Origin of the sequence: Streptomyces sp. NPDC096136 (assembly GCF_044763325.1) — a bacterium.
Classification (GTDB): domain Bacteria; phylum Actinomycetota; class Actinomycetes; order Streptomycetales; family Streptomycetaceae; genus Streptomyces.
The window spans coordinates 394,361-409,849 of sequence record NZ_JBIWFZ010000005.1; the positions used below are offsets into that span (position 1 = coordinate 394,361).

General features: G+C 71.6%; 15 protein-coding genes. 5 read left to right on the forward strand and 10 right to left on the reverse strand.

Translation table 11 applies throughout. The features are described from left to right. Positions 1 to 2: 2 nt before the first annotated feature. The gene (locus ACIRBY_RS13715) at positions 3 to 878 is read right to left on the reverse strand and encodes a M24 family metallopeptidase (protein WP_403900283.1); all 876 of its coding nucleotides are present in this window, start codon (positions 876 to 878) and stop codon (positions 3 to 5) included. Positions 879 to 1,101: 223 nt separating this feature from the next. Here ACIRBY_RS13715 and ACIRBY_RS13720 point away from each other — a divergent pair, with 223 nt between their 5' ends. From ACIRBY_RS13720 to ACIRBY_RS13740, 5 genes are all read left to right on the forward strand, one after another. Continuing rightward, positions 1,102 to 2,097 carry an ABC transporter ATP-binding protein gene (locus tag ACIRBY_RS13720; protein WP_403900285.1) on the forward strand — a complete coding sequence of 332 codons (996 nt, stop codon included), beginning with the start codon at positions 1,102 to 1,104 and terminating at the stop codon, positions 2,095 to 2,097. After that, complete coding sequence (locus tag ACIRBY_RS13725; protein WP_403900287.1) at positions 2,087 to 2,974, forward strand: ABC transporter permease subunit; 888 nt, start codon at positions 2,087 to 2,089, stop codon at positions 2,972 to 2,974. Before ACIRBY_RS13720 ends, ACIRBY_RS13725 begins: the two co-directional genes overlap by 11 nt. Then, positions 2,971 to 3,882 (forward strand): ABC transporter ATP-binding protein, encoded by a 912-nt coding sequence (locus ACIRBY_RS13730; protein ID WP_403900289.1) that lies wholly within the window; start codon positions 2,971 to 2,973, stop codon positions 3,880 to 3,882. Before ACIRBY_RS13725 ends, ACIRBY_RS13730 begins: the two co-directional genes overlap by 4 nt. Before the next feature lie 18 nt (positions 3,883 to 3,900). Next, complete coding sequence (locus tag ACIRBY_RS13735) at positions 3,901 to 4,620, forward strand: ABC transporter permease (RefSeq protein WP_403900291.1); 720 nt, start codon at positions 3,901 to 3,903, stop codon at positions 4,618 to 4,620. 78 nt (positions 4,621 to 4,698) lie between these two features. Beyond that, complete coding sequence (locus ACIRBY_RS13740) at positions 4,699 to 5,352, forward strand: rhomboid-like protein (RefSeq protein ID WP_403900293.1); 654 nt, start codon at positions 4,699 to 4,701, stop codon at positions 5,350 to 5,352. Positions 5,353 to 5,511: 159 nt separating this feature from the next. Here the strand turns inward: ACIRBY_RS13740 and ACIRBY_RS13745 are convergent, their stop codons facing one another. The 9 genes from ACIRBY_RS13745 to ACIRBY_RS13785 all read right to left on the reverse strand — a co-directional run bounded on the left by ACIRBY_RS13745 (position 5,512) and on the right by ACIRBY_RS13785 (position 15,429). Continuing rightward, the gene (locus tag ACIRBY_RS13745; RefSeq protein WP_042818915.1) at positions 5,512 to 6,324 is read right to left on the reverse strand and encodes an HAD family hydrolase; all 813 of its coding nucleotides are present in this window, start codon (positions 6,322 to 6,324) and stop codon (positions 5,512 to 5,514) included. Next, the gene (gene serS / locus ACIRBY_RS13750; RefSeq protein WP_403900296.1) at positions 6,321 to 7,598 is read right to left on the reverse strand and encodes a serine--tRNA ligase; all 1,278 of its coding nucleotides are present in this window, start codon (positions 7,596 to 7,598) and stop codon (positions 6,321 to 6,323) included. The genes ACIRBY_RS13745 and serS overlap by 4 nt, the downstream gene beginning before the upstream one ends. 549 nt (positions 7,599 to 8,147) lie before the next feature. Beyond that, complete coding sequence (gene pheA, locus ACIRBY_RS13755; RefSeq protein WP_403900298.1) at positions 8,148 to 9,083, reverse strand: prephenate dehydratase; 936 nt, start codon at positions 9,081 to 9,083, stop codon at positions 8,148 to 8,150. Positions 9,084 to 9,125: 42 nt separating this feature from the next. Next, positions 9,126 to 10,493, reverse strand: coding sequence for an iron uptake transporter deferrochelatase/peroxidase subunit (efeB, locus tag ACIRBY_RS13760; protein WP_403900300.1), 1,368 nt, complete (start codon positions 10,491 to 10,493; stop codon positions 9,126 to 9,128). Continuing rightward, the gene (locus ACIRBY_RS13765; RefSeq protein ID WP_403900302.1) at positions 10,418 to 12,469 is read right to left on the reverse strand and encodes a copper resistance protein CopC; all 2,052 of its coding nucleotides are present in this window, start codon (positions 12,467 to 12,469) and stop codon (positions 10,418 to 10,420) included. The genes efeB and ACIRBY_RS13765 overlap by 76 nt, the downstream gene beginning before the upstream one ends. 22 nt (positions 12,470 to 12,491) lie before the next feature. Continuing rightward, positions 12,492 to 13,022 (reverse strand): copper chaperone PCu(A)C, encoded by a 531-nt coding sequence (locus tag ACIRBY_RS13770; RefSeq protein ID WP_403900304.1) that lies wholly within the window; start codon positions 13,020 to 13,022, stop codon positions 12,492 to 12,494. Next, positions 13,019 to 13,672 carry an SCO family protein gene (locus ACIRBY_RS13775; RefSeq protein WP_403900306.1) on the reverse strand — a complete coding sequence of 218 codons (654 nt, stop codon included), beginning with the start codon at positions 13,670 to 13,672 and terminating at the stop codon, positions 13,019 to 13,021. The genes ACIRBY_RS13770 and ACIRBY_RS13775 overlap by 4 nt, the downstream gene beginning before the upstream one ends. Positions 13,673 to 13,783: 111 nt before the next feature. Further along, complete coding sequence (locus tag ACIRBY_RS13780; RefSeq protein ID WP_403900308.1) at positions 13,784 to 14,500, reverse strand: YcnI family protein; 717 nt, start codon at positions 14,498 to 14,500, stop codon at positions 13,784 to 13,786. A gap of 113 nt (positions 14,501 to 14,613) precedes the next feature. Continuing rightward, positions 14,614 to 15,429: a hypothetical protein gene (locus ACIRBY_RS13785; protein WP_403900310.1), complete on the reverse strand. Its 816-nt coding sequence runs from the start codon at positions 15,427 to 15,429 to the stop codon at positions 14,614 to 14,616. Positions 15,430 to 15,489: the final 60 nt, after the last annotated feature.

Below are 15,489 nucleotides of genomic sequence, written 5' to 3' on the forward strand. Positions count from 1 at the left end.
GCTCATGCCGCCTTCTCCTCGGTCCAGCGCCGCACGTGCGGCAGGTCGTCGTCCAGCCAGAACGCGCTCTCCTCGGGATCCCGGGAGTCGGTGACGACCAGGATCTCCTCGAACTTCGCCCCCGTGCCCCGGAAGCCCAGGTGCGGCTCCACCGCCCACAGGCCGGGCTGCGGCGGGTGGTCGGAGAAGCGGTAGGGGCTCCACAGCGGGGACCAGCCCTCGCGGTGGCCGTGCAGGGCGTCGGAGGCCAGCCCCTTGAGGGACTGGACGCCGAACCCGAACGCGGTCGGGGACCAGCGGTGCTCCGCTACCCGGTCCACCTTGTGCGCGATCACTCCGAACGGATAGGCCCGGTGCCGGTTGGCGTACCCCTGGCGGGTCATCAGCCGTTCGACGTTCTCGTAGATCTCACGCAGCGGGCGGCGCTCGCGCACCTGCTCCAGGATCAGCGCGCGGTGCGGCCGCAGGTCGGACATCAGCCGGTCCTGCACCGGATTGAGGCCGAGGCTGCCCGAGTAGCCGATGTCGGCCGCGTAACCGCGGTGGACCGGCGCCATGTCGAGGATGAACGGCATCCCCGGCTCCAGCCTCCGGTTGGTGGGGAAGAACTGGAGCGGAATCCTGAAGCCCGCGAAGGCGGTGCGGTCCCCGAACCACGCGAAGGGCAGGTGGAACCAGTCCCGCACCCCCCGCTCCCGCAGCCACTCGCGCTGCATCCGGGCCGCCTCGCGCTCGGTCACCCCGGGGCGCAGCTGCGCCGCCACGGTCTCGGCGCACTCGTACGCGAGGCGCTGGACCTCCCTGAAGCCGCGCAGCTCGGCGGTGAGCCGCACCGGGCCGCGTGCGGTGCGTTCCCTCGTGTCCGTGTCCCCAGCCATGCCAGCCGTCCGTCCCTGTTAGCCGTACGCGCCGAAAGTTGACACTGATGAATGTGACAATGACCGGAGATCACGTCAAGGGTCGTGCACGGACCTGTGGACAACTCCGCGGCCCACCCGGCCGGCGTCAGCCCCGCGTCAGGGTCCGTAGTCCTCAAGGCGGAGAGAGGGTCCCGCTCCAGGTCTGACGACCCGGCCGGGCCCCGCCACTAACGTCGGACCCGTGACTGTCATCGCGACCGAAAGCCTGAGCAAGCGGTACCCCCGAGTGACCGCCCTCGACCGGCTCTCCCTGGACATCGGACCCGGAGTGACCGGGCTCGTGGGCGCCAACGGAGCCGGCAAGTCCACGCTGATCAAGATCCTGCTCGGGCTGTCCCCGGCCACCGAGGGGTGCGCCGCCGTCCTCGGACTGGACGTCGCCACGCACGGCAGTGCCATCCGCGAGCGCGTCGGCTACATGCCCGAGCACGACGCCCTGCCGCCGGACGTCTCGGCCACCGAGTTCGTCGTCCACATGGCGCGGATGTCCGGGCTGCCGCCGACGGCCGCCCGCGAGCGGACCGCCGACACCCTGCGCCACGTCGGGCTGTACGAGGAGCGCTACCGCCCCATCGGCGGCTACTCCACCGGTATGAAGCAGCGCGTCAAGCTGGCCCAGGCGCTCGTCCACGACCCGCAGCTGGTCCTCCTCGACGAGCCGACCAACGGCCTCGACCCGGTGGGCCGCGACGAGATGCTCGGCCTGATCCGCCGCGTCCACACCGACTTCGGCATCTCCGTCCTGGTCACCTCCCACCTCCTCGGCGAGCTGGAGCGGACCTGCGACCACGTCGTCGTCATCGACGGCGGCAAGCTGCTGCGCTCCAGCTCGACCAGCGACTTCACCCAGACCACGACCACCCTGGCGGTCGAGGTCACCGACTCCGACGCGCACCCGGACGGAACGGCCGCCCTGCGCAAGGCGCTGACGGCGGCGGGCATCACCCTCCACGCGGGCGAGGAGCAGGGCCTGCCCGGAGCCGGCCACATCCTCCTCGTCGAGGCGACCGGCGAGGACACCTACGACGTCGTGCGCGACACCGTCGCCGACCTCGGTGTCGGCCTGGTCCGCATGGAACAGCGGCGCCACCACATCGCGGAGGTCTTCCGCGAGAGCGACCAGTCCGCGCAGCGGATCCAGATCCAGCAGAGGGGAGCCGGTACCGATGGCGCCTGAGACCTCCACCCAGATCCACAACATCGGCTACCGGTCCTACGACGGTCCCCGGCTCGGCCGCTCCTACGCCCGCACCTCCCTGTTCTCGCAGTCGCTGCGCGGGGCGTACGGGCTGGGCCGCTCCGCCAAGTCCAAGGTCCTGCCGATGATCCTCTTCGCGGTGATGTGCGTCCCCGCGCTGATCATCGTCGCGGTGGCCATCGCGGTGCCCGGCTCCACCGACCTGCCGATCAAGTACACGACGTACGCCCTGACCACCCAGGTGGTCATCGGCCTCTACCTCGCGTCCCAGGCGCCCCAGTCGGTCTCGCGGGACCTGCGCTTCAAGACGGTGCCGCTGTACTTCTCGCGGCCCATCGAGCGGGTGGACTACGTCCTGGCCAAGTACGCCGCGATGGCCTCGGCCCTCTTCATCCTCACCGCCACCCCGCTGCTGATCATGTGGATCGGCTCGCTGCTGGCGAAGTTCGACTTCGGCCACCAGACCAAGGGATTCGGGCAGGCACTGGTGTCGGTACTCCTGCTGTCGCTGCTCTTCGCGGGTCTCGGCCTGGTCATGGCCGCGCTCACCCCCCGCCGCGGTTTCGGCGTGGCCGCGGTCATCGCGATGCTGCTCATCCCCTACGGCGCCGTCTCCACCGTGCAGGCGGTCGCCTACGGCACCGGGAACACCGGCCCCATCGAGTGGCTGGGCCTCTTCTCCCCGATCACCCTGATCGACGGCGTGCAGACCGCGTTCCTCGGTGCGACCTCCGCCTTCCCGGGCGGCGAGGGCCCCTCGGCCGGCATCGGCTTCGTCTACCTGCTCGTCATCCTCGGCCTCATCGCCGGCTCCTACGCCGCCCTGATGGCCCGCTACCGGAAGGCCGGGCTGTGACCACCATCGACATCGACCACGCCTCTCGCTGGTTCGGGAACGTCGTCGCCGTCAACGACGTGACCATGCGCATCGGCCCCGGCGTCACCGGCCTCCTCGGCCCCAACGGGGCGGGCAAGTCCACCCTCATCAACATGATGGGCGGCTTCCTCGCCCCCTCCACCGGCACCGTCACCCTCGACGGCGCCCCGATCTGGCGCAACGAGCAGGTCTACCGCCAGATCGGCGTCGTACCCGAGCGCGAGGCGATGTACGACTTCCTCACCGGACGGGAGTTCGTCGTCGCCAACGCCGAGCTCCACGGGCTCGACGACGCGGCGGCCCAGCGGGCGCTGGCCACCGTCGAGATGGAGTACGCCCAGGACCGCAAGATCGCCACGTACTCCAAGGGCATGCGCCAGCGCGTGAAGATGGCCTCCGCGCTGGTCCACGAGCCATCGGTGCTGCTGCTGGACGAGCCCTTCAACGGCATGGACCCGCGCCAGCGCATGCAGCTCATGGACCTGCTGCGGCGGATGGGCGACGAGGGCCGGACCGTCCTGTTCTCCTCCCACATCCTGGAGGAGGTCGAGCAGCTGGCCTCCCACATCGAGGTGGTCGTCGCCGGCCGGCACGCCGCGTCCGGAGACTTCCGCAAGATCCGCCGCCTGATGACGGACCGCCCGCACCGCTACCTCGTCCGCTCCTCCGACGACCGGGTGCTCGCCGCGGCCCTGATCGCCGACCCGTCGACCGCCGGCATCGAGGTCGACCTCAAGGAGGGCGCCCTGCGCATCCAGGCCGTCGACTTCGGCCGGTTCACCGAGCTGCTGCCCCGGGTCGCCCGGGCACACGGCATCCGGCTGCTGACGGTCTCGCCCTCCGACGAGTCCCTCGAGTCGGTCTTCTCCTACCTCGTCACGGCCTGAAAGGAGCTGGCAACCACCATGTACGAGCCCACCGTCGCCCGGCTCACCTACCGGGCCCTGCTCGGCCGCCGCCGGGCCGCGATCCTCTTCGCGCTGCCCGCCCTGCTGATCGTCATCTCCGTCGTCGTCCGCTTCTTCACCGGGGTGGACGACAAGGTCGCCGCGGAACTGCTCGGCGGCTTCGCACTCGCCACGATGGTCCCGCTGATCGGCGTCATCGCCGGCACCGGGGCCATCGGCCCGGAGATCGACGACGGCTCGATCGTCTACCTGCTCTCCAAGCCGGTGAAGCGCCCGACGATCATCATGACCAAGCTGATCGTCGCGATCGCCGTCACGATGGCCTTCTCCGCCGTCCCCACGCTGATCGCGGGCTTCATCCTCAACGGCAACGGCCAGCAGATCGCCGTGGCCTACACCGTCGCGGCGCTCGTCGCCTCGATCGCCTACAGCGCCCTCTTCCTGCTGCTCGGCACGGTCAGCCGGCACGCGGTCGTCTTCGGCCTGGTCTACGCCCTGATCTGGGAGTCCCTCTTCGGCAGCCTCGTCTCCGGTGCCAAGACCCTCAGCGTCCAGCAGTGGGCCCTGGCCCTGGCCGAGAAGATCGCCGGACAGGGGTACGTCGACTCCAGCGTCGGCCTGCCCACCGCCGTGCTCCTGCTCGTCGCGGTCACCGTCGGCGCCACCGCGTACGCGGGCCAGAAGCTGCGCCGCCTCACCCTGGCCGGCGAGGAGTAGCCGGCGCAGGTCCGAAACCCGTGCCCCGCCCGGCCCACCGGCCGGGCGGGGCACGGCCGTACGGGGCATCATCGGGGCATGATCGAGCACACCGGACCCGAGCCGTCCAGGCCCCTGCGGGCCTGGATACGTTCCTCGCCCGGCACGCACATATGGCTGCTGATCGTGGCTCTGACCAGCGTCGTCGTGGCGATCGCCCCGGACCGGCTCGACCACGTGCTGCTCCACCGCAACAGCAGCAACATCCACCAGCTGGTCAAGTACCCCTTCCGGGCCCTCGTCAGCAGCGCCTTCTGGATCGAGAACCCGGCTTCGCTCCCCCTCTACGCCCTGCTGTTCGAGGTCTTCCACGCCACCGTGGAACGCTGGCTCGGCACCCTGCGCTGGCTGGTGATCGTCGCGACCGCCCATGTCGTCGCCACCCTCGCCAGCCAGAAGGTCCTCCTGATGGCCATCCAGGACAACCGTGCGCCGCACAGCATGACCCACGTCGTGGACATCGGCGTCAGCTACGGGCTCGCGGCCTCCGCCGGCGTCCTGACCTACCGGCTCCCGGACCCCTGGAGATGGCTGTACCTGGCCGGGGTCGTGGCCTTCTTCGGGATTCCCCTCGTCACCGGCGGCACCTTCACCGACCTCGGCCACGCCATCTCGCTGGCCGTCGGGCTGCTGGCCTGGCCGCTGACCCTCCACCCGGAGCCCCAGGGGGACCGTGTTTCACGTGAAACATGAGCCGGTCCTCCCGACCGGCCGCGCCCGCGGAAATTCGCTGGTAAGGGGCGTGCGGCCCCGGCACAGTGGGAACCGCGGGGAGCAACAAAAGGTCCGGGACAGCCACTTCGAGCGCGCCTCACGGCGCGGGCTGTTCCGGACCCTCTGCATGGCGGAACGTCAGGCGGCGCCCAGAAGGCGCTCCAGCACCACCGCGATGCCGTCCTCCTGGTTCGAGGTGGTCACCTCGTCGGCCACGGCCTTCAGGTCGGCGTGGGCGTTGGCCATCGCGACACCGTGCGCGGCCCAGCCGAACATGGGGATGTCGTTGGGCATGTCGCCGAAGGCGATCGTCTCGGCGGCCTTCACCTTCAGCCGCCGGGCGGCGAGCGACAGCCCCGTGGCCTTGCTCAGCCCCAGCGGCAGGATCTCCACTATCCCCGGCCCGGCCATCACGATGTCGACCAGGCTGCCGACGGTCTCCCGGGCCACCTTCACCAGCTCGTCGTCGCCCATCCCCGGGTGCTGGATGTACAGCTTGTTGAGGGGTGCGCTCCAGACGGCCGTGGTGTCCTCCAGGTAGAGCGCCGGGAGGCCCTCCTGCACCTGGTAGCCGGGGCCGAACAGGACCTCGCCGTCCACCCCGTCCCGGCTGGCGGCCAGCGCCAGCGGTCCCACCTCGGCCTCTATCTTCGACAGCGCCAGACCGGCCAGCTGCCGGTCCAGCGTCACCGAGGTCAGCAGCCGGTGCGCCCCCGCGTCGTAGACCTGAGCGCCCTGACCGCAGACGGCGATCCCCTTGTAGCCGAGGTCGTCCAGCACGCTCCGGGTCCAGGGCACGGCCCGGCCGGTGACGATGATGTGCGCCGCGCCCGCCGCGGTGGCCGCGGCGAGCGCCTCACGGGTGCGCTCCGAGACGGTGTCGTCGTCACGCAGGAGCGTGCCGTCGAGGTCCGTCGCGACGAGCTTGTACGGGAACGGGGCCGGGCTCACTTGGCGATCGGCTCCAGGACCTCACGGCCGCCCAGGTACGGGCGGAGCACCGGGGGGACCCGCACGGAGCCGTCGGCCTGCTGGTGGTTCTCCAGGATGGCGACGATGGTGCGCGGGACGGCGCAGAGGGTGCCGTTCAGCGTGGACAGCGGAGCGGTCTTCTTGTCCTCGCGGTAGCGGATCTGCAGGCGGCGGGCCTGGAAGCCGTCACAGTTCGAGGCGGAGGTCAGCTCGCGGTACTTGCCCTGGGTCGGGATCCAGGCCTCGCAGTCGAACTTGCGGGAGGCGGAGGCGCCCAGGTCGCCCGTGGCGACGTCGATCACCTGGAACGGCAGCTCCAGGCTGGTCAGCCACTGCTTCTCCCACTCCAGGAGACGCTTGTGCTCGGCCTCGGCGTCCTCCGGCGCGACGTACGAGAACATCTCGACCTTGTCGAACTGGTGGACGCGGAAGATGCCGCGGGTGTCCTTGCCGTACGTACCGGCCTCGCGGCGGAAGCACGGCGAGAAGCCGGCGTACCGCAGGGGCAGCTTGTCGGCGTCGATGATCTCGTCCATGTGGTACGCGGCGAGCGGGACCTCGGAGGTGCCGACCAGGTAGTAGTCGTCCTTCTCCAGGTGGTACACGTTCTCCGCGGCCTGGCCGAGGAAGCCGGTGCCCTCCATGGCGCGCGGGCGGACCAGCGCCGGGGTGAGCATCGGGATGAAGCCGGCCTCGGTGGCCTGCGCGATCGCGGCGTTGACGAGGGCGAGCTCCAGCAGGGCGCCGACGCCCGTCAGGTAGTAGAAGCGCGAGCCGGACACCTTGGCGCCGCGCTCGACGTCGATGGCGCCCAGCGCCTCGCCGAGCTCCAGGTGGTCCTTGGGCTCGAAGCCCTCGGCGGCGAAGTCGCGGATCGTCCCGTGCGTTTCGAGGACGGCGAAGTCCTCCTCGCCGCCGACGGGGACGTCCTCGTGGACGATGTTGCCGAGCTTGAGCAGCAGCTGCTTGGCAGCCTCGTCCGCCTCGTTCTGCTCGGCCTCCGCCGCCTTGACGTCGGCCTTGAGCCGCTCGGCCTTGGCCAGCAGCTCGGTCCGCTCGTCGGGAGTGGCCTTGGGGATGAGCTTGCCGAGGGACTTCTGCTCATTGCGCAGTTCGTCGAAGCGCATGCCGGAGGACCTGCGGCGCTCGTCGGCGGAGAGCAGTGCGTCGACGAGGTCGACGTCCTCTCCGCGGGCGCGCTGCGAGGCGCGCACACGGTCAGGGTCTTCACGGAGCAGCCGGAGGTCAATCACCCCTCCAGGCTACCGGTCTGGGCTTCCGTGGATCACACCGATATCACGCTGCGTGTCATTATGTCCCGATTGGACTGAAAGCAAATCCCTCGCCCCGATGGCCGGATGACGCCCCTCGGGATCGCTGAGGGGCGCTGATAAAACCGGCCCGATTCTCCGAAAAAGGGGCACCGTGGGGCGCGGCGGGCGGGGCTTGAGCAGCGTCGGGGGATGCTGCCTTGTCCACAGAGATTCCCTCCCCACCCCCTTTATCCACAGGCTGTGCGCCGTATCTGTGGACACGGAATGAGATCAATAGCGATCCTTGAGCGGGCAGCGCGGTTCGGGGTCCAAACCACCCTCACACACTCATTCGGGTGGGAATGGCTCGCTCCAAAGAGTTGATCGGCGATACGGGGGTGACGCCGTTCACCTCTCGCTTCCCAGCGCGAAACCTGAGTCGCCCGACCGATTTGTCGACCTTGTCGTGCCGCTCTGTCGACTTGTCCCCAGGTTCCCCTCTCGCCCTGTGGATAACTCTGTGGACAAGTGGACGGAACGGGGGACGCGCTAGGCCCGGCCGTCGAGGCAGCGCGCCAGCCAGTCGGAGGCCTCCGTGAAATCGCCGTCCGAGGTCCCCGGCCGCGTCGCGCGCACCTCACTCAGAGCGACCCCCGCGCGCGGGTAGGAGCCCAGGAAGCGGACCTGGGGACAGGTCCGCCGCAGCCCCATCAGGGCCTCGCTCACCCGGCGGTCGGAGATGTGGCCCTCGGCGTCCACGGCGAAGCAGTAGTTGCCGATCCCCTCGCCCGTCGGCCGGGACTGGATCAGCATCAGGTTCACCCCGCGGACGGCGAACTCCTGGAGGAGCTCCAGCAGGGCGCCGGGGTGGTCGTCGCCGAGCCACAGCACGACGGAGGTCTTGTCGGCGCCCGTGGGGGCGGCCGGTCGGGCGGGCCGCCCGACCAGTACGAACCGGGTCTCCGCGTTCTGCGCGTCGTGGATCTCGGTGACCAGCGCCTCCAGCCCGTACGTGGCCGCCGCGAACTCTCCCGCGAAGGCCGCGTCGAACCGGCCCTCCTGGACCAGCCGTGCCCCGTCGGCGTTGGAGGCCGCCGACTCCCACACGGCGTCGGGCAGGTGCGTCCGCAGCCAGTTGCGCACCTGCGGCTGGGCGACCGGGTGCCCGGTGACGGTCTTGATGTCCGACAGCTCGGTCCCGGGCCGCACCAGCAGCGCGAACGCGATGGGCAGCAGCACCTCGCGGTAGATCATCAACGGCTCGCCCGAGGACAGCTCGTCGAGGGTGGCGGTGACCCCGCCCTCCACCGAGTTCTCGATCGGCACCAGCGCGGCCGCGGCCTCGCCGGCCCGCACGGCGTCCAGGGCGGCCGGGACCGACACCATCGGGACGAGCTCCCGGGTGGCGGCTTCCGGCAGGGTGCGGAGGGCCGCTTCGGTGAACGTGCCCTCGGGACCGAGATAGGTGAAGCGCGTGGCCGACATGCGGTCAGCCTAATGCCGGGCCGCCGGCCGCCGTGGCGCTGTTCACCCTTCGAGCAGCCGCTGCCCGACGTACTCCCCGGCGCGCGGGCCGGGCGGTACGGCGTACAGCCCGCTCGACTCGTGCCGGATGAACTCCGACAGCGCGTCGCCCCGGTCGAGCTTGCGCTGGACCGGGACGAACCCGCGCAGCGGATCGGCCTGCCAGCAGATGAAGAGCAGACCGGCGTCCGGGGTGCCGTCCGGGGCGATCCCGTCGTGGAAGGAGAACGGCCGCCTCAGCATGGCGGCGCCGCCGTTCTGCGCCGGGGCGGAGATCCGCGCGTGCGCGTTGGACGGGATCACCGGCTTGCCGTCGGGGCCGAGCTTGTCCAGGGCCAGCGGGGTGGTCTCGCCGCCGCCGGTCAGGGGCGCACCGTGGGCCTTGGTGCGGCCGATGACCTGCTCCTGCTGGGCCTGGGACTGCTTGTCCCAGTCGTCCAGCAGCATCCGGATCCGGCGGACGACCGCGTACGAGCCCCCGCCCATCCAGGCGTGCTCGGCGGGGCCGGGTCCGGCGACGGGAACGAAGATCCGCTTCTCGAAATCGGGGTCCGCGGGCTTCGGGTTTCCGGTGCCGTCGACCTGGCCCATGAGGTTCCGGGCGGTCATCGGAGAGGCGGTGGCCCCGGGGGAGCGGTTGAAGCCGTTCATCTGCCAGCGCACCCGGGCGGCCTCACCCGCGTCCTTCTGGAGGGCGCGCAGGGCGTGGAAGGCGACGAGGCCGTCGTTCGAGCCGATCTGCACCCACAGGTCGCCGTTGCTGCGCTGGGCGTCGAGGCGGTCCGAGGAGAAGTCGGGCAGCGGGTCGAGGGCGGTCGGGCGGCGGGCGGCCAGGCCCGTGCGGTCGAAGAAGGAGTGGCCGAACCCGAAGGTGACGGTGAGGGAGGACGGGCCCGCGTCGAGGGCGATGCCGCTGTCCGCCGTGGGGGCGGTCTCCCCCGCCATCAGCCGCCGGGCGGTCTCGGACCAGCGGCGCATCAGCGCGGCCGCCTCCGTGCGCCCGGCGCCCGGCGCCAGGTCGAAGGCGAGGACGTGGCCCTTGGCCTGGAGCGGGGTGGTGATGCCCGCCTGGCGGTCCCCTTCGAAGGCGACCGCGGTGGCGCCGAGGGAGGCCAGGGACCCGGCCGCGCCGGGGGCGGCGGCCGGGGTGTCGGTGACCGCCGAGTTCACGAGGGCGCCCCCGGTGGCGCCGAGCGCGAGCCCGACGGCGCCTGCGGCGCCGACCGTGCCCAGCAGCCGGCGCCGGGAGATCTCGATGTCGGGGGTGCTCGCGGTGGTGCTGTCGGTCACGCTGTTCAGCCGATCTTCACGTTCTTCTGGACGGTCGTCTGGTCGATGTCGGAGGTGCGGACGGTCACGTCGATGCGCCATTCGCCGGTGAGGGGAAGCTGCACCCCGGACGCCGTCCAGTGTCCGGGAGCGGCGCGGTCCGGGGTCACCGGCAGCGGGCCGATCTCCTTGGCCGGGAGGGTGAAGGAGATCTTGATCTCGGGCAGGTCGGCGGGCTTCCCGTCGGGGCCGTCGGCCCACAGGTGGAGGGTGTTGGCGCCGACCCGACCCGGGTCGAGCTCGACCCGGACGCTGCCCTTGCCGTTCTGGCCGCCGGTGTCGTACGGCAGGGTGATCTTGATCGCGCGGTCGGGCACGGCGGTGGCGGCCGAGCCCCGTCCGGCCTCCTGCTCCACGGCGCGGCCCGGCTCGGTGCCGGTCAGGACGGTGGTGACGGCGAGCAGCACCACGGCCACCCCGGCCTCGGCGAGCACGGAGCGGCGCAGGCCCGAGCGGCCGGGGTCGGCGTCGCGCACCTGGTTCTCCAGGGCCTTCTCGCGGGCCGCGGCCTGCCGGGCGAGCTGTGCGGCACGCTTCGGGTCGACGGGCTCGCCGGCCTGGGCGGGCTCGGCCGGCTCGGTGCCCTCGGCAGAACCGGCAGAACCGGCAGAACCGGCCGACCCGGCCGACCCGGCGGACCCGGCGGAGGCGCTCCCGGTCGACGTTTCACGTGAAACATCGCTCCCCGCCCCCACCGCGGCCGGCTCGGCGACCCGCTCCTCCACCACGGTGTCGGCGAGCTTGCCGGTCCACTTGCGGGAGAAGGAGGCGACGGTGACGAGGACGGCCACCAGGGCGACCTTGATCAGCAGCAGCCGTCCGTAGCTGGTGCCGGTCAGCGCCGACCAGCTGCCGAGCTGCCGCCAGGACTGGTAGACGCCGGTGGCGGTGAGGACCAGGACGCTGATGAAGGCGACCCGGGAGAAGCGCCGGACGGCGGACCGCTCGATGTCAGGCGCCGTGCGCAGGGCGACGAGCAGGGCGGCGAGACCGCCGAGCCAGGTGGCCACGGCCAGCAGGTGCAGGATGTCGACCGGCATCGCGATGCCCGTCTGGATACCGGTGGAGGCGTGTTCGGCGAGTGCCCAGGTGGCGGCGATGCCGGCGGCCACGACCGTGCCGCCGATACCGAGCCCGAACGCCAGGTCGCCGGTGTCCTTGGCCTCCTCGGGGGTCTGCGCGCCGGCGTTCTTCTGGCGGCGCGCGTAGGCGCCGAAGAGGACGGCGATGAACAGCGCGGCCGCGCCGAGCAGCAGCAGCCGGGACACGAAGGAGGCGCCGGTCTTGGTCTCCAGGACGGCTTTGAGGCCATCGAGGTCGAAGGCGTCCGCGACCTTGCCCGACCCGGTGTACGGGGTGCGGAGCACCAGCATCGCCAGGGTGGCGGCGGTGAGGGTGACCCAGCCGCGCACCACCAGCTTCTGCAGCGGGCGCTCGGCGGAGCCCCGGCGCCAGCACAGCAGGATGAAGGCGGAGGCGCCGACGAGGACGGTGAAGCCGGCGTAGGCGGCGTAGCGGGCGATGCCGTACGCGATGCCGACGGGGCCGCCGCCGGCCTTCTGCGCGGGCAGGGAGACGGAGGTCGCCGAGGGGGCGCCGACGGAGAAGGTGAAGGCGCCGGAGACCGGGTGGCTGTCGGCCGACACGGCCTGCCAGGCGACGGTGTAGGTGCCGTCGGGCAGCCCCGAGTGCAGGGCGGTGCCGTAGCGGATGACCGATCCGCTGCACATGTTCCGCAGCTCGCCGGTGTCGACGCGCTTGCCCTGCGGGTCCATGACGCGGATCGAGTCGTCACCCATGGCGACCTCCTCCGAGAAGGAGAGGGTCACCTGGGCGGGCGCCGTGGCGACCACCGCCCCGTCCTTGGGGTCGCTCGCGGTGAGTGCGGCGTGCGCCGTGGCCGGGGCGGCCGCGGTGAACAGGGCTGCCAGCAGGGCTGCGAGAACCAGCGCCAGCCGCGGCAGCGATGCCGTGGCGCGGACGCGGAAGGGAGGGGGAGCGGGGGCGGTGGCCGTCATGGCGTGTCAGTTCCTCGGTCCGTCAGTGGGCGGTGGAGTTCTGGGCGTTGTACGTCCGTTCCTTGACGTCCAGCTCGACCTTGACCGGATCGGCCTTCTCGAAACGCAGCTCGACGGTGACCTTGTCGCCGACGTTCGGCTTGTTCTTGAGGCCCATGAACATGATGTGGTTGCCGCCGCGCTCCAGCTTCAGCTCTCCGTCGGCGGGCACGTCCATGGACTGGACCTGCTGCATCTTCTGGTCCTTGGTCTCGTGGACCTGGAGGTCGTCCGAGAGCGGGCTGGTGACGCCGACCAGCTTGTCGGCGGTCTTCGAGTCGTTCTTGATGACCATGAAAGCGCCGGCCATCTTGTCGTTGACCGGTTCGGGCATGTAACCGCCGCTGACGGTCATCTTCGGCTTGGCCGACTCCCCGGCCTGCGCACCTGCGCTCGCGTTCGACGAGGAGCCGGAGCCCGAGGAGGAATCCGTGGAGGAGGAGCAGCCGGATATGGCGAGCGCGGCCGTCAGGGAGAGGGCGGCGGCGAGGGTGCGGGTGGTGCGGGCGTTCACGGGTTCTCTCCCTTGATGATCTTCGGCAGGTCCTTGGTGTAGTCGTCGACGGTCGTGCCCTCGCCGTAGAGGACGTAGCCCTCGTCGGTCTTGGGCGAGAACGCGATGACCTGGGCCCCGTGCATGGAGACGACGCTGCCGTCGGCCTCCTTCTTCGGGGCCTCGATACCGATGCCGAGGGAGCGGGCGGCGGCCTGGATGGTGCTGAAGTCGCCGGTGAGCCCGGTGAACGCCGGGTCCTGGGCCCTGAGCCAGGCGCCGAGGGACTCCGGGGTGTCCCGTTCGGGGTCCGTGGTGACGAAGACGACCTGGAGCTTGTCCCGGTCGGCCTGGGGGAGCGCCTTCTTGGCGACGGCGATGTTGCTCATCGTCAGCGGGCACACGTCGGGGCAGTTGGTGTAGCCGAAGTAGATGAGCGTCGGCCGGCCCTTGGTCTGCTCGCGCAGGTTCCACGGCTTGCCGGTGGTGTCCGTGAGGACGAGGTCCGGCTTGTCGAAGGGGCGGTCGAGGACGGTCGCGGCTCCGGCCTTCTTCTCGCCGGTGATCTGCGTGACCGACCCGTTGTTCTTGGCCGGTCCACCGCCGCAGGCGGTGAGGGTGAGCGCGGCCGCCGCCGCGAGGGCGGCGACTGTCACACGTGGGGTGCGCATATGGAGATGTCCCTGGGATCGGGGGTGCTACGGATGTTCTCGACGGGCCGGGAGAGGCCTGTCCACGGGCCCCGTAGGGCCCGTGACGACAGACCCCGCGGGCCCGGTGGGTCAGGCGGAGCGGCGGCGCGAGGCGATGCCGAAGGCCACCCCGCCGAGGCCGATGACGATGCCCGCGATGCCGAGGGCGCGCGCGGTGGTGTCGGAGCCGCTCTTGGGGGCGGCCTCGTCGTGCTTCGCCTCGTCCTTGCCGGCGCCCTTGGCGTCGGCCGGCTTGGCGTCGTCGTGGCCGTCCGCGGGCTTGGCGGCGGTGAGCTTCAGCACCGGCGCGGGGGTCTGCGGCTCGGGGGCGCCGTCCTTGGACTCCTCGATCCAGCGGACGACCTCGTTGTTGTCGTAGGTCTGGATGGCCTTGAACACCATCTTGTCGGCGTTGTCGGGGAGCTTGCCGACGGAGACCGGGAACTGCTGGAACTTGCCGGGCTCGATCTTCCCGCCGGTCCAGGTGACCTTGGTGACCACCTCGTTCACCTGCTTGCCGTGCACGCTCAGCGGCTTGTCGAGCTTGGTCTTCTCGACGGTGGAGGTCCAGCCGGGGATGTCCTGCGGCATGACGGAGGTCAGCGGCTGGTCGACCGGGAAGTTGACCTCGAGCTGGGTGGTCGAGGCGTTGTCGCGCTCGTTGGGGACCTTGAAGTTGATCGTCGCGTAGCCGCCCTTGGCGGCCTCGCCGGGCTGCACGCTCACGTGCGCGAAGGCGGTACCGGACAGGGCGAGGACGGCGCCGGCGGCGAGGGCGGCGGCGAAGGAGACGCGAGAGGTCTTCATGGCAGAAACACTCCACAGAGCAGTGGTGAACGGTGGGTCCGCACGCGCGGGCGCGCGCGGAGGTCACGGCACCGGTGCTCCCGCCGGGTGTCCCGGGGAGTGGAGGTGCCGCGTCAGGCTGCGAGGACGAGCGCAGCCGGCGGCCCACGCCGGATCACGGTGTGCAGGAGTGCGTCCCGGCCGGTCGTCACGGCGGGCGCGGAGGCGGTCCGGCGGGCCCGGGGGCCGCGCGCGGGAGCGCCGAGGAGCCCGGCCGTGAGGACCCGTACGAAGGCCAGCGCGGCGCGCAGCGGACGTATCGGGTCGGCTTCGCCCGACAGCCGGGACAGCTCGACGAGCCGGAACAGCGCGGCGTCGCCCCGGCCCAGCAGCCAGCCGGCCGCGAGCGCGGCCAGCAGGTGGCCGAGCAGCATGGCCGGGCTGAAGAGCCCGATCTCGGGGGCTCCGGCGGAGGCTCCGGCCAGGTGCATGTGGCCCATGTGCCCCGACGCGGCCGTCTGCGCGGCCAGGGCGGCCGGGTCCAGCCCGGCGGCCTCCAGGATCCGGCGGGCGTCGGCCGGGCTCAGCGGTACGGAGTTGCCCCCGCAGACCAGCTGGGCGGCGAGCGCCGCCAGCGAGGTGTCGGAGCCCGCGGCCGGGGCCTGTGCGACGGCGGCGCCGTGCTGGCCGAGGCCGAACAGCGTGTGCAGCCCGAGCTGGCCCACGGCCAGTCCGGCGGCGATGCCCGGCCGCGAACGGCGGCGTCCCGCGAGGGGGGCCGCGATCGCGAAGACGGCGGCGAAGGCCAGGGCCAGCGCCCACCACGGCACGGTCGCGCAGGAGGCCACGGCGTGGCCTGCCGCGGACAGCACGACGCAGACCGCGGTGAACACCGCGGCCCGTGTGGTCCGGAGCCCCGCTCCGGCGCGCGTCGTGTGGGTGGCAGACATGGCCGGGCCATCATCGCACTGGGCCCGGGCGCTGCCTACGGCAGGTGCTGGAGGGACCCT